Consider the following 14,025-nt stretch of genomic DNA (forward strand, 5'->3'; position numbering starts at 1 on the left):
GAACCCGCGCGACCCCGGCCCGTGCTCACCGGCACCGGCGCCTGCGCCCGCCCCGGCCCGCGCGCCCGGCCCGTGCTCAGCCGCGCCTGCGCCACCGGCGCCCACCCCGGCCCCACCGCCACCGAAGCCGCCCCGGGCACCGAACCCGCCCGCGCCACCCCGGCTCCCGGCTCCACCGCCATAGCCCTGACCGCCCGCACCCCCCTGTCCGCCGAAGCCCCCCACGGGTTCCCCGCCGGGCCAGGTGATGGGCCGCTGCCCGTACTGCCCCGGCCGCGCCGCGTCCGGCGGGTACTGCTGTCGGGGCGGCGTCGGGACGTACTGGGCGGGCTTGGTCCCGATGTTGCCGTTCTGGTGCTCGTTGCCGGTCTGCCCCGGGTTCCCCGGCCCGGGGGGCGGTGGGTCCAGCGAGCGCACCGGACCCGGCTGCCCCGGCTGTTGCTGCCACTGCTGCGCGGTGGTGGTGTCCCCGGGCCCGTTCACCTGCGGCGGGTCCACTGTCCGCGGCGGGCCGACCGGCGGCGGGTCACCCGGCTTGTCCGGCTTGTTGACCGTGATCTCGCCACCAGGATCGGTCAGCGAGGAGTAGTCCATGGGCAAGTCCTGCGCGTTCGCCTGGCTGTTGGCGTCGTAGGCCCGGTAGACGTCGATGTTCTTCTGCGACTTCTGGTTGTACTCGTTGAGCTGGTCCTCGGTGTCGGTGTCCCACGGGGTCATGTCGTCCCACATGCCGGTGTCCGGGGGGCTGGCCTCCATCGGCTCCAGCTTGCTCGACAGGTCGCCGAACGTCTCGGCCTGCATCCGCAGCAGCATGTGCGTGCGTTCCAGGTTCTCCATCCCGAGCAGCGTGGCGTCCGCGATCGGCTTGGCGCCGCCGTAGGCCGCGGCCCCGGCCTCGCCCTCCCAGCCCGCCTGCATCTTCTCGGCGAGCCGCTTGATCAGATCGGCGCGCTCGGCTTCCCGCTTGGCCTCGGTGTCGGCGATCCGGTAGCCGTCCTCCAGCGAACCCGTGCCCGGTCCGGTGGTCATGGCGACGTAGATGTCGTGCCCGGTCATGCCAGCCATGTCAGCCCCCAGCCTTCACGGTTTCCAAGATCTGCTCGACGACGTCGACCGTGACCTGGCAGGGGTCGCCGTCTCCCACCTTGTCCAACGACTGCGTTGTGTCGACGTCCAGGATGATGTCGTCGGTCATCCCGACGGCTACAGCGCAGGCACCGTTCTTGCGCCCGTCGGACAGGTCCGCGATGACGGCCGGGTAGCCCGAGATGTCCGGCAGTTCCTGGAAGAACTTGAACTGCCCGGTCTTCTTTCCGTAGTACACCCCGCCCAATCCGCCCTGTCCCACGACGAAGGCCAGGTTGACGGATCCGCCGCGGCCGTTGGTCCACACGCAGTACTCGCCTGTGGGCTGGGTGTCCTGCTCCGCGTTGCCGACACCGAGCCGGTCGAGCTGGGTCTGGGTCAACCCGGTGCACGGCTTGTCGACGAACTTGCTCACGTCCAGCGGGTTGCTCACCTTGGGGACATCGTCGCCCTGCCCCGAGGTGGTCGAGCTGCTCGGAGTCGTCGAGGGCTTCGATGAGTCGGACGCCCCGGGTGTGGTCGTGGCGCTGCCACCCTCCTTGACTGTGCACCCGGCGAGCAGCACGGTGCCCATCGTGGCGAACGCGACCAGTCGCCCGCGCACCTCAGATCCCCCCTGCGGTGGGAGCTGCGCCCGCTGGTGAGAGGAGGCGGAGGATGCTGTCCTGGTCAGTGCCGCGGTAGGCGGCGAGAGCGGACGCGCACTTCCTGGCCTGCTCCATGCTGTAGTCCCGCTTCTGCTGCAATGATTCGACGTAGGTGCCCCAGGACTGCATCGCCGCCAGCGCTTGGCCGTCACTGGCATCCTCACGCCCCGGTCCGCGGATGATCAGACGTCGCCCATCCGCGGCTGATTCGCGGTATTCCATGGCCAGCGCGAGCCAGTCCTTCGTGATGGCTTCGAGTTCGTCCGGATCGAAGGCGAACTTGCCCCCGCCCGCGGTGCCGCCCCCCGGCGCGCTGACCGAACCGGCGCGGCTGGCGACGATGTCGCCCAGCGAGTTGCCGATGCTCTGGAAGGCAGACGTCATTGCATTCCCCCCGTGCCCCGTACCTACCTCTGCGTGACCGCAGGATACGCCAATCGGCCGGACGGGTGGTCCGGAATTGACCGATCCGCCGTACGACAGGTCACTGCCCGCCAGGGTCGGGGGGTGACACACTCGGTTCAGTGAGCGAACAGGAGCGGCTGGCGGCGTCCCCCGATCCGGACTCGCCGTGGCGGTTGTGGGGGCCGTACCTGGCTGCCCGGCAGTGGGGCACGGTGCGGGAGGACTACTCGGGCAACGGGGACGCGTGGGGGTACCTGTCGTTCGACCAGGCGCGGTCGCGGGCCTACCGGTGGGGGGAGGACGGGATCGCCGGGATCTGCGACCGGCACGGGTTCCTGAACCTGGCGGTGGCGATGTGGAACGGGGCGGACGAGATCCTGAAGGAGCGGTACTTCGGGCTCACCAACTCCGAGGGCAACCACGGTGAGGACGTCAAGGAGCACTGGTGGATCACCGACGGCACGCCCACGCACTCGTGGATGCGGATGGTGTACCGCTACCCGCAGCGGGCTTTCCCCTACTCGGAGTTGCGGGAGCGGGCGGCGCGGGCCAGTCGGGACGAGCGGGAGCCGGAGTTGTCCGACACCGGGGTGTTGGCCGAGGACCGGTTCTTCGACGTGGAGACGACCTGGGCGAAGGCGGGGCCGGACGACGTCTGCGTGACCATCACCGCCACCAACCACGGGCCGGACGCGGCGCCGCTGCACCTGGTGCCGCAGGTGTGGTTCCGCAACACCTGGACCTGGGGCCGCGACGCGCGCAGGCCCGCGCTGATCGCCTCCACCGCCGACGGGTGGACCCGGGTGGTCGCGGAGCACCAGCAGTTGGGGCGCTACACCGTGCACTTCGACGGCAGGCCCCGGTTGCTGGTGACCGACAACGAGACCGACGAGGCCGCGCTGTTCGGCCGGGCGGTCAACCCCAGCCGCTACACCAAGGCGGGGATCGGTGACCACATCGTCGCGGGGGCGGTGGACGCGTGCCAGGTGGTGCCGATGGGTGGGGCATCGCACCCGGGCACCAAGGCCGCCGCCTGGTACCGGTTCGACTCGGTGGAACCAGGTGAGCGGGTCACCGTCCGGCTGCGGTTGATCGCCGGGGACGGGCACGGCAGCGCCTTCGGCCCCACCTTCGACGAGACCGTGCGCCTGCGCGAGCGGGAGGCCGACGACTTCTACGCCGGGGTGGTCCGCCGCGGCACCGACGAGGAGCGGCGGGTGGCGCGGTTGGCCTTCGCCGGGCTGCTCTGGACCAAGCAGCACTACCGGTTCCGGGTGCGCGAGTGGTTGGAGGGCGATCCCGCGCACCCGCCGGGCCCGGCCGAGCGGCACGCCCCGCACGCCCGCAACGTGCACTGGAAGCACATGGACGTGGCCGACGTGCTGTCCATGCCGGACGAGTGGGAGTACCCGTGGTTCGCCGCCTGGGACCTGGCCTTCCACATGGTGCCGTTCGCGCTGGTCGACCCGGCATTCGCCAAGGAGCAGTTGCTGCTGCTGTGCCGGGAGTGGCTGATGCACCCGGACGGTCAGCTGCCCGCCTACGAGTGGGAGTTCGGTGACGTCAACCCGCCCGTGCACGCGTGGGCGGCGCTGCAGGTCTACTACGCGGAGGAGAACAGGGACCGGGTCTTCCTCGCCAGGGTGTTCCACAAGCTGCTGCTGAACTTCTCCTGGTGGGTCAACCGCAAGGACCCCTACGGCAACTACCTGTTCGAGGGCGGCTTCCTCGGCATGGACAACATCGGTCCGGTCAACCGCTCGGCCCCGCTGGGCGACGGGTGGCGCTTCGAGCAGTCCGACGCGACGTCGTGGATGGCCGCCTACGCGCTGCACATGATGCAGATGGCCCTGGAGCTGGCCCGGCACGACGAGGCATACGAGGACGTGGCGACCAAGTTCGTCGAGCACTTCCTCAGCATCGCCCAGGCCAGCACCCACTTCGGTTCCGCTGGCCGCCCGATCTGGGACGAGGAGGACGGGTTCTGCTACGACCTGGTCTCCCGCACCCTCCCCGGCGGGGCGGTGGAGTCGCAGCCGGTGCGGGTGCGGTCGATGGTGGGGTTGCTGCCGCTGCTGGCGGGTGCGCCGCTGGACCCGTGGGTGTTCGAGGAGCTGCCGGGCTTCGCGGGCCGGTTGAACTACCTGCTGCGCCGCCAGCCCGCGTTCGGCCAGTTCCTCACCTGGCACACCGACGCCGACGGCGAGCGCAGCGCGCTGCTGTCGCTGCTGGACGAGCGGAAGATGCGCCGGGTCCTGAGCCGGATGTTCGACGAGGGGGAGTTCCTCTCCCCGCACGGCATCCGCTCCCTGTCGGCGGCGCACCGCGGCGGGTTGCAGGTGGAGATCGCGGGCTGGCACCACCCCATCGAGTACGAGCCGGGCGAGTCGCGCACCGCGATGTTCGGCGGCAACTCCAACTGGCGCGGCCCGGTGTGGTTCCCCACCAATGCCCTGCTCGTCCAGGTCCTGCACGCGCTGGAGGCTTTCCACCGGGGCGCGGTCACGGTGGAGCTGCCCACCGGGTCCGGCAACGTGGTCAGCGCGGGCGAGGCGGCCGACGAGCTGTCCCGCAGGCTGGCCGCCCTGTTCCTCCCCGGTCCCGATGGCCGCCGCCCCGCCGACGGCGACCGCGTGGAGGCCACGGACTCGCCGCTGTGGTCACGCCACGTCACCTTCAACGAGTACTTCGACGGCGACACCGGCGAGGGCCTCGGCGCGACCCACCAGACCGGGTGGACGGCGCTGGTCGCGGTGCTGCTCGCCGGCTGGCCCGCGCAGCGCTGATCCCGTGGCGGGGCACTCGCCGGGCGCTGGTGACCGGTCACGGAGCGTCATGCCGCATCACCAGTGCACAACGAACAAGCTGCGTACTTGTGACAAACCGGCGGAATCCTCGTAATCGATGAAGACGGTGGCAGGATGCGAGCACCGATTCGCCCATCAGCTTCGAGGAGTGACACCGTGCTTCGATCCAAGTCCCGGGTGTTGGCCCTGATCCCGGCCGCGGTGCTCGCGCTCGCCGCCGCGGGGTGCGGGTCCTCCGACTCCAGCGGCGGGACCGGCGGCGCCACCCCCGGCGGGGTCACCCTCGTCCAGCCGGGCAAGCTGGTGACCTGCACCGGCCTGCCCTACGAGCCGTTCCAGTTCGAGAAGGACGGCAAGGTCATCGGTTTCGACGTGGACCTGGTTGACCTGGTGGCGAAGAAGCTCAACGTCACCCAGGAGATCAAGGACACCCCGTTCGACGGCATCCAGTCCGGTGTCGACCTCGACTCCGGCAAGTGCGACCTGGCCGCCGCAGGCATGACGATCAACGACACGCGCAAGCAGAACTTCGACTTCTCCGACCCGTACTTCGAGGCCACCCAGGCCCTGGTCGGTAAGAAGGGCGCCGGGTTCACCGGCCTCGACAAGCTCAAGGGCAAGAAGCTCGGCGTGCAGAACGGCACCACCGGCGCCCAGTACGCGGAGAAGAACGCCCAGGACGTCGAACTGGTCACCTTCGAGGACCTGGGCCTGCTGCTCAACGGTGTGGAGACCGGCGCGGTCGATGCCGCCATCAACGACAACGGCGTGCTCTACGACTGGGTGAAGAAGAACACCGACTACGAGGTGGGCACCGAGTTCGACACCGGCGAGCAGTACGGCATCGGGGCCAAGAAGGGCAACACCGCGCTGCTGAAGATCGTCAACGAGACCATCGCCGAGGTCAAGGCCAGCGGCGAGTACGACAAGATCTACGAGAAGTGGTTCGGCAAGAAGCCGGAGAGCAAGTAAGGGGCTTCCCGTGGGGCCGGTGCCGAGAGGCGCCGGCCCCACGGTCGTACCGACCACTTTCCGAGGAGCGACAACATGGCACTGAGCAAGCGCAGGCGGGGGCAGGTCATCCGCGGGGTGCAGTACGGCGTCCTGGTGGTGGTCGCCGCCGCCTTCGCGGTCACCGCCGACTGGGGCCGGATCCGCGCGGCCTTCCTCGACGGCGAGGTCGCCGCGGGGATGTTCCCCGAGGTCATCACCGTCGGCCTGGTGAACACCCTGGTCTACACGGCGCTGGGCTTCGGCTTCGGCCTGGTGCTCGGCCTGGTCGTCGCGCTGATGCGGCTGTCGTCGGTGCCGGTGTACCGGTGGCTGTCCGGGCTGTACGTGGAGTTCTTCCGCGGCCTGCCCGCGCTGCTGGTCATCCTGGCCATCGGCAGCGGCATCCCGCTCGCCTTCCCCGGCACCCAGATCGACCGGTACGTCTCGATCATGCTGGCGCTGGGCATCGTCGGCTCCGCCTACATGGCCGAGACGATCCGCGCTGGCATCCAGGCGGTGCCGAAGGGACAGGTCGAGGCGGCCCGCTCGCTGGGCATGTCGCAGACCAGGGCGATGCTGTGGATCGTGGTGCCGCAGGCTTTCAAGATCATCCTGCCGCCGCTGACCAACGAGCTGATCCTGCTCACCAAGGACTCCTCGCTGGTGCTGTTCCTGGGCTCCAGCCAGTTGCAGTACGAGCTGACCCAGTTCGGCCGCACCGAGCTGAACCAGTCCCGCAGCCTCACCCCGGTGCTGGTCGCGGGCATCTGCTACCTGATCATCACCATCCCGCTGTCGTACCTCTCCCGGTACCTGGAGCGGCGCACCGGCGGCAAGAAGATCGCCTCACCCACGGCGACCGAGGTGGACACGGAGGCGGTCAAGTGACCACGACGACCGGGCCCGCGGTGGTCATCACCGGGCTGACCAAGCGCTTCGGCGACCTGGAGGTGCTGCGCGGCATCGACGTGCGGGTGGGCGCAGGCGAGGTCGTCTGCATCATCGGCCCGTCCGGGTCGGGCAAGTCGACCCTGCTGCGCTGCGTGAACCTGCTGGAGGAGCCCAACGAGGGCACGGTGGTGGTCAACGGCGTCGAGCTGACCCACCCCGACGTCGACCTCGACGCGGCCCGCCGCCGGATCGGCATGGTGTTCCAGTCGTTCAACCTGTTCGGCCACCTCACGGTGCTGAACAACCTCACCATCGCCCAGCGCAAGGTCCTCGGCCGGTCCAAGGCGGAGGCCCAGGCGGTCGCGGTGGAGAACCTGGCCAGGGTCGGGCTCGCCGACCGGCTCAACGCCCTGCCGTCGCAGCTCTCCGGCGGGCAGCAGCAGCGGGTGGCCATCGCCCGCGCGCTGTCGATGAACCCCGAGGTGATGCTGTTCGACGAGCCCACCTCGGCGCTGGACCCGGAACTGGTGGGCGAGGTCCTCGGGGTGATGCGGCAGCTCGCCGACGAGGGCATGACCATGCTGGTGGTCACGCACGAGATGCAGTTCGCCCGCGAAGTCGCCGACAAGGTGCTGTTCATGGACGGGGGGTACGTGGTCGAGGAGGGACCTGCGGCGCAGGTCATCGGCGATCCCCGGCACGAGCGGACCCAGTCGTTCCTGCGCCGGGTGCTCAACCCCACCCAGGTGGACTAGGACCGGTCCCGCCGGTCGCCTGGCACACTCCGGGCGACCGGCCGGGAACGGGGCGTCACCCGCGTACGTCGTACCCCCGGGGGCTGTCGAAGGGGGCGCGGTGGCGGACAACGGGGAGCCGTTGCGGATCGGGTTCGACCCGCACGACCCGCACCCGCCGGAGTCGGCCAGGTTGGCCGCCTCCGAGGTGGTGAAGCGGGTCGTCGAGCAGGACGACCGGGGTGGGGTGCTGCGCAGGCGCAGGCCGAACGCCGCGCCGGTGGTGCGCATCGCCGATCGGTACCTGGTCGGGGTGCTGGACCTGCGCGGGGTGGAATCGCCGTACCTGCTGGAGTTCGTGCGCTGCCGGTTCGCCGAGCCGCCGGACGTGCGGCAGGCGCGGCTGGCCGGGGTGGAGTTCACCAACTGCAGGCTGCCCGGTCTGCTGGGGCGCAACCTGTCCAGCGACAACGACGTGCGGTTCGGCGCCGGTACCGTCGTCGTCGGGATGATCGACCTGACCGATGCGCAGGTCCGCGGGTCGCTGGTGCTCAGCGACACCCGCATCGCCGCCACCGACGACCGGCCCGCCCTGCACGCCGACCGGCTCCAGCTCGTGGGCGCCCTGCTCGCCGCCCGGCTGGAGGCCACCGGCGCGGTCCGCATCCCGGGCCTGCGCTGCGGTGGCAACGTCGACTTCGCCGGTGCGCTGCTGCGCAACCCCACGGGCTTCGCGCTCAACGGCAACGGTCTGCACACCGGCGGCAACCTGCGCCTGGACACCGACCCGACCGGCACCCCGTTCCGCGCCCTCGGGCAGGTCTTCCTGCCCGGCGTCAAGGTGGAGGGCGACTTCTCCATGCGCGGGGCCACCATCCAGCCGCGCACCGAGCCCGCGGGGCAGCTCGCGCTGGACGACCCGTTCTTCGACGCCAACGCCGCGCTGATCGCCGATCGGTCCACAGTGGAGGGGAACGTCAACCTCGACCGGGGTTTCGCCAGCACCGGCACCGTCCGCATCGTCAACGCCTCCATCGGCGGTGCGCTGCGGTTCAACCACGCCACGATCGACCTGTCCGCGGGTGCCGACCACCGCGACCTGTTCGAGGAGCGGTTCGACGGCCGCATCCAGGCCGGGCCGTACCCCGACCGCGCCGTGCACCTCGACGGCACCGACATCCGCGGTGGCCTCGACGCCCGCGACGCGCGGTTCGCCGGGCAGGTCCGCATCGTCGACGTGGCCGTGCAGGGCACCGCGCTGTTCGACAACTCCGTGTTCAGCAACCGCGACGGCGACGCCATCGAGGGCAGGCGGTTCAGTTGCGGCGGCAACCTCAACGGCCGCGCGCTGCTGGTGTTCGGCTCCGTCCTGCTGCCCGGGGTCAAGGTCGGCGCCAACCTCGACCTGCGCGGCAGCAGGCTGCTGCGCCCCGGCCACCACCCCGACGGCACCACCAAGCCGCTGCTGGACCTGCGCGTCGCCCAGGTCGGCCGCGACCTCAACTGCGGCCGCTCGGACCGCCCGTTCGCCGCGGCGGGCGAGATCCGGATGCGCCGCGCCGAGATCGGTCGCACCACCACCTTCAACGGCGCCGAGATCGGGTCCGGCAGCACCAGGGTCGCGCTCAACGCGTTCGGCGTGCGCACCCAGGAGCTGCACCTGCTGGTGGCCAAACCCCCGCGCGGTCGGGTCGACCTGCGGCACTTGCAGTGCGCCACCCTCGCCGACGACGAGAAGTTCTGGCGCGCCGAGGGGCGGATGGACCTGGAGGACTTCCGCTACGACTCCCTCGCCGACCCGGTCGGCCTGCAGGACGACGACCGGGTGGCGCAGCGGTTGGCCTGGCTGCGCGCGGGGATGCGCAGTTACCGGCCTGGTCCGTACGACCAGCTGGCGACCATGCTGCGCGCCGCGGGCAACGAGGAGCACGCCGCGAACGTGCTGGTGGAGAAGCAGCGCCTGCGCTACCAGGCGCTCGCCGCGGGTTCCCGCTTCCTCGGGCCCGGTGTGCTGCTGTGGAGCTGGTTGCAGCGGCTGATGGTCGGCTACGGCTACCGGCCCGCCCGCGCCCTGGTGTGGCTGATCGCGTTCCTGGTCCTCGGGACCGCCTGGTTCGGCCTGCAACCCGATCCGATCAAGGGGAACCGCGACGACCAGATCTTCTGGAACCCGGTCGTCTACACCCTCGACCTGCTGGTGCCCATCGTCGACTTCGGGCAGAAGAACCGGTGGGCGGTCTCCGGGGCCTCGCAGTGGATCTCGCTGGTGCTGGTGGCGCTGGGCTGGGTCCTGGCCACCACGGTCGCCGCCGGTCTGACGCGGATGCTGCGCCGCACCACCTGAGGTGTGACCGCCCGACCGCTGAGGGTAACGTCCGACGATGTGATAGCTGTGACTGCCGCGAGAGCCGCCCGATGACAGCGGTCGAAGCGGAGACCGAGACCACCACCCCGCTCACCCACCGCCTCTACGCCGAGGCATTCGGCGACGACCGCCCGGCGGAGCTGGAGACGTTCAGCTCCTGCTCCTGGTGGCTGCTGGGCACGGTGGTCGGTGCGCTCAAGCTCTCGCCAGGCCAGCTCCTCGCCGACATCGGCTGCGGTCGCGGCGGTCCCGGCCTGTGGCTCGCCAGGGCCACCGCCACCCGCCTGGTCGGCATCGACTTCTCCCCCGCCGCCCTGCGCGCGGCGGCGGCCAGGGCGGACAGCTTCGGCCTGCTCGGCCGGGCGCACTTCCAGCGCGGCTCGTTCGACGCCACCACCCTGGAGGACGCCAGCGTGGACGGCGCGGTCAGCGTCGACGCGCTGCCGTTCGCCCAGGACCGGCTGGCGGCGCTGACGGAGGTCTGCCGGGTGCTGCGGCCGGGGGCGCGGTTCGTGTTCACCGGCCGCGAGGGCGCTTCGAGCTGGACGGCGATGGTGGAGAAGGCCGGGCTGGTGCTGGAGGACCGCCTGGTGCACGAGGGGGCGAACGCGCGGTGGCTGCGCCTGTTCGACCTGTGGCTGCGGCACGAGCGGGAACTGCGCGCCGAGTTGGGCGACGCCGCCGCGGCGCAGATGGTCGAGGAGGCGCGCGCCGGGCACCGACTGGTGGAAACGGCGCCGCTGGTGTTCGTCACCAGGCGCCCGCCGATCGAGGAGGACTAGGTGACCGAGCCGACCGCACGGGCTTGCGTGGAGGTTTCCGCTCCGGCCGAGCGGGTGTACGCGCTGGTGAGCGACCTGCCGGGGATGGCGTCCGCCGCCGAGGAGTTCACCGGCGGCCGGTGGCTGGGCGGGGCGTCGGGAGCCGCGGTGGGGGCCCGGTTCCGCGGGTCGAACCGGCGGGGGTGGCGGCGGTGGTCCACCACGTCGACGGTGACCGACGCGGCGCCGAACCGGTTCGCCTTCGAGGTGAAGTCGTTCGGGGTGCCGGTGTCGCGGTGGCAGTACGACATCGAGCCGAGTGCCGGTGGGTGCACGCTGACGGAGAGCACCTGGGACCGGCGGCCGTCGTGGTACCTGCCGATCACGGTGCTGGGGACCGGGGTCCGGGACCGCGTCGCGCAGAACCAGCGGAACATCGAGACCACGTTGCAGCGGTTGAAGGCCGCCGCGGAGTCCTGAGGACGGCGAGAGCCCCGACCCGCGCGACGGGGTCGGGGCTCTCGCCGGTCGAGTCCTACGTGCGGTGCGCCTTCGCGGCGGCCAGGCAGTAGGCGCCGAAGGCGGCGAAGCCCAGGGCGACCGCGATCAGCAGGGCCGTGCCGAAGGGCTGCTCCGCCAGCGTCCGCAGCGCCTTGTCCAACCCGCCCGCCTCGCCCGCGTTGGAGTCCACGGCCGCGAAACCCAGCAGGACCCCCACGATGGCGATGCCCACGCCCTTGGCGATGTTGCCGACCATGCCCAGGCGCTCGACCCAGGTGCGCGACCCGGCGGGCAGTTCGCTCGTGTCCAGGTCCTTCATGAACGACCTGCGCACACCGGAAACGATGCTCGCCACGCCGACGCCGATCACGACCAGCGCCACCGCGCCGACCAGGAACCGGCCCGCGGGCAGCTCCAGCACCTTGGCCGTCCACTCCTGCTGCTTGTCGTCGCCGCCCTGGCTGCCACCACCGGTGGCGTAGCGGATCGAGGCGACGCCCAGGGAGATGCCCACGACGCCGCGGACCGCGGCGCCGATGCGCTTGAAGGTGCGCTTGCGGCCCTCTTCCACCCAGTGGTAGCTGACGGCGGCCATCAGGAGCTGCCAGACGCCGAAGGCGAACAGCCCCACCGCGAGGACCCACAGGACCGCCGCACCGAAGGTGGTGCTGGAGATCTCGCTCAGCGCACCCGTCTGGTCCGCCTCCTGGCCACCACCGCCGACGGCGATGCGCACCGCCAGGTAGGCGACGATCAGGTACACCAGGCCGAAGCAGGCCATGCCCACCCGGCCCAACACCTTGACCCCGGTGTTCTCCTGGGCGCGGCGGGCCGTGCCGGACATGTTCGCCATCGGGAAATCCTCCTCGGGTCCATCAGGACGACGAGGAGGTTTCACCTGGTGGGCGGCCTCAAACGACGTTGGGCCGTTCGGCTCAGCGCCGGTGGATCACTGCGGCGGGGCGGGCGGGCAGACGATTTTGGGCTGCGGGTTGTACTTCACCGTGCGGGTGTCGCGGCGGACCTCCCGGCCGGTGGCCGCGTCCTTGAGCACCCGGGTGTCGGAGGTGGTGAAGCCGGGGGCGCCGTTGCTCGGGGAGCACTTGCCCGTGGTGGGGCCGGGCTTCTCCTGCGGCGGGGTCTCGGCGCTGCGGGCCCCGGGGATCGATTCGACGGTGTAGCGCTTGGTGCCCCAGATCTTCACCGTGATCGAGTTCGACGTCCAGATGGTCTGGATGGCGACCCCGGTCGGGGCGTCGTTGGTGAACTTGAGGTCGATGACGCTGCTGCCGTCGTGGTTCTGGAAGACCGTGGCCTCGCGGGCGGCCGGGTAGCGGCTGATGTAGTAGCTGTGCTCCTTGTGGCCCGCGTCCTTGAGCCCCGCGAAGTACGAGGCGTTGTAGAGCGTCGTGGCGAACTGGGAGATGCCGCCGCCGACCTCGCGGCCGGGGGCGCCGTCCTTGATGACGCCAGCCTCGACGTAGCCCTGCGCGGCGGTGCGCGGACCGGTGAAACCGTTGAGGCTGAACGTCTCCCCGGGCTTGACGATGGCGCCGTTGACCTTCTCGGCCACGACGCGGATGTTGACGCCGGAGTCGGCGGCGAAGCCCTTGGTGGAGAACTCGCCGATGACCTCCTTGACCCCGAACTGGTTGGCCTGCTCGGTGGTCACGGCGGCGGGCTTCTTGGTGTACTCCACCTTGATCTCGCGGCCGTCGGTCTTCTTCAGCACGTCGAGCAGGGTGTTGAACGCGGTGTCGTACTTGACGCCCAGGCCGTCCACCGAGGGCGTGACCGTCGGGGCGCCGCCCTCGAAGACGACCTGCGCGTCCTTGCCCTCCTTCTCGGTGGAGGCGAGCTGCGGCTGGACCGCGGCGACGACCTTGCTGTTGTCGATCTTCGGGTTGAGCGCGCCGTCCTCGGCCACCTCGAAGGTGAGCGCGGTGGCGATGACGGCGGGCTCGATGGTGGCGTCCTTGCCCTCGCCCTTGACGATCACCGGGCCGGACACCGCGGGCTTGGCGACCTGCTCGAACGCCGCCTGCACGGATTCCTTCGTCGTCTTCACCGGGGAGGTGTCCACCGGCAGCTCGACGGTCTGGCCGTCGGCCCAGCTCGACACCAGGGCCTCGCGCGCGGGGTCGACCCGCAGCCGCTGACCGGGCACCGGCTCGACCGCGACCGCGGTGGCGCCGTCGAAGCGGATGCCGCCCTCCGCCGGTTCCCTGGCGGTCTCCGCGCGCAGCTTCTCCATCGCCACGGCCAGCTTCTGCTCGTCGGTGCCGGTGACCACGCCGACCTCGGAGCTGCTGAAGAACGAGCCGACCCGGGTGATCGGGTTGAGCGGCTGGTCGCCCGCCTGCTCCAGGGTCGCCGACCAGTCCAGGGTGAGCCCGGTGGCTGCCGGGTCGAGCTGCTGCTCGACGTCACCCGCGCGCACCGACACCGGCCGCAGCAGCCGGGGACCGATCTGCTCGCGCAGGACCTTCTCGGCCTCCTCGTGCGACAGGCCGCCGACCTCGACGCCCGCCACGCTGACCCCGCGCGGCACGTTGCCGGAGGACAGCGCCAGGTCGAGCCCGTAGAGCACCACGAGCGCGCCGAACACCGCACCCGCGATGATCGCGGGCTTGCGCCTGCTGCGCGCCTTGGCCGGGGGCTCCTCGGGGAGCGACCCGGACACCGGCGCGCCGGAGGGGCCGAACCGCTCGGTGGCGGCGTCCCAGCCGCCACCCTGCGCGGGGACCCTCGGCAGCAGATCGGTCTGCTCGGCGTGCGATTCCGGCCAGTGCGGGCCGTCAGACCCAGGCCAGTTGTGCTCGTCGGGCACGGCTC

At 71.1% G+C, this 14,025-nt stretch carries 12 protein-coding genes; 7 read left to right on the forward strand and 5 right to left on the reverse strand.

Going from position 1 to position 14,025, the window contains the following annotated elements; translation table 11 throughout:
* From L6E12_RS18975 to L6E12_RS18985, 3 genes are all read right to left on the reverse strand, one after another.
* The coding region (locus L6E12_RS18975; protein ID WP_236229263.1) for a hypothetical protein at nt 1-1,056 on the reverse strand (1,056 nt) is incomplete at its 3' end.
* Between the two features lie 10 nt (nt 1,057-1,066).
* Nucleotides 1,067-1,690: a DUF3558 domain-containing protein gene (locus L6E12_RS18980; protein ID WP_236229264.1), complete on the reverse strand. Its 624-nt coding sequence runs from the start codon at nt 1,688-1,690 to the stop codon at nt 1,067-1,069.
* A 1-nt stretch (nt 1,691) separates the two neighbouring features.
* Nucleotides 1,692-2,117, reverse strand: coding sequence for a hypothetical protein (locus L6E12_RS18985; RefSeq protein ID WP_236229265.1), 426 nt, complete (start codon nt 2,115-2,117; stop codon nt 1,692-1,694).
* 140 nt (nt 2,118-2,257) lie between these two features.
* Here L6E12_RS18985 and L6E12_RS18990 point away from each other — a divergent pair, with 140 nt between their 5' ends.
* The 7 genes from L6E12_RS18990 (at nt 2,258) to L6E12_RS19020 (ending at nt 11,169) form a co-directional block, all read left to right on the forward strand.
* A complete protein-coding gene (locus L6E12_RS18990) occupies nt 2,258-4,924 on the forward strand; it encodes a glucosidase (protein ID WP_236229266.1) in 2,667 nt (888 codons plus the stop codon).
* Between the two features lie 177 nt (nt 4,925-5,101).
* Nucleotides 5,102-5,917 carry a basic amino acid ABC transporter substrate-binding protein gene (locus tag L6E12_RS18995; RefSeq protein ID WP_236229267.1) on the forward strand — a complete coding sequence of 272 codons (816 nt, stop codon included), beginning with the start codon at nt 5,102-5,104 and terminating at the stop codon, nt 5,915-5,917.
* 75 nt (nt 5,918-5,992) lie between these two features.
* A complete protein-coding gene (locus L6E12_RS19000; protein ID WP_236229268.1) occupies nt 5,993-6,826 on the forward strand; it encodes an amino acid ABC transporter permease in 834 nt (277 codons plus the stop codon).
* Nucleotides 6,823-7,584 (forward strand): amino acid ABC transporter ATP-binding protein, encoded by a 762-nt coding sequence (locus tag L6E12_RS19005; RefSeq protein WP_308075014.1) that lies wholly within the window; start codon nt 6,823-6,825, stop codon nt 7,582-7,584. The genes L6E12_RS19000 and L6E12_RS19005 overlap by 4 nt, the downstream gene beginning before the upstream one ends.
* Before the next feature lie 100 nt (nt 7,585-7,684).
* A complete protein-coding gene (locus L6E12_RS19010) occupies nt 7,685-9,907 on the forward strand; it encodes a hypothetical protein (protein ID WP_236229269.1) in 2,223 nt (740 codons plus the stop codon).
* Between the two features lie 71 nt (nt 9,908-9,978).
* Nucleotides 9,979-10,710 carry a class I SAM-dependent methyltransferase gene (locus L6E12_RS19015; protein ID WP_236229270.1) on the forward strand — a complete coding sequence of 244 codons (732 nt, stop codon included), beginning with the start codon at nt 9,979-9,981 and terminating at the stop codon, nt 10,708-10,710.
* Nucleotides 10,711-11,169: an SRPBCC family protein gene (locus L6E12_RS19020; protein WP_236229271.1), complete on the forward strand. Its 459-nt coding sequence runs from the start codon at nt 10,711-10,713 to the stop codon at nt 11,167-11,169.
* A 55-nt stretch (nt 11,170-11,224) separates the two neighbouring features.
* Here the strand turns inward: L6E12_RS19020 and L6E12_RS19025 are convergent, their stop codons facing one another.
* Both L6E12_RS19025 and L6E12_RS19030 read right to left on the reverse strand, forming a co-directional pair.
* Nucleotides 11,225-12,043 carry a DUF1206 domain-containing protein gene (locus L6E12_RS19025; RefSeq protein WP_374201907.1) on the reverse strand — a complete coding sequence of 273 codons (819 nt, stop codon included), beginning with the start codon at nt 12,041-12,043 and terminating at the stop codon, nt 11,225-11,227.
* A gap of 96 nt (nt 12,044-12,139) precedes the next feature.
* Nucleotides 12,140-14,020, reverse strand: coding sequence for a VanW family protein (locus L6E12_RS19030; RefSeq protein ID WP_236229272.1), 1,881 nt, complete (start codon nt 14,018-14,020; stop codon nt 12,140-12,142).
* Between the last annotated feature and the right edge of the window lie 5 nt (nt 14,021-14,025).

The sequence above is a fragment of the Actinokineospora sp. PR83 genome, assembly GCF_021056305.1.
In the GTDB taxonomy this organism is placed as follows: domain Bacteria; phylum Actinomycetota; class Actinomycetes; order Mycobacteriales; family Pseudonocardiaceae; genus Actinokineospora; species Actinokineospora spheciospongiae.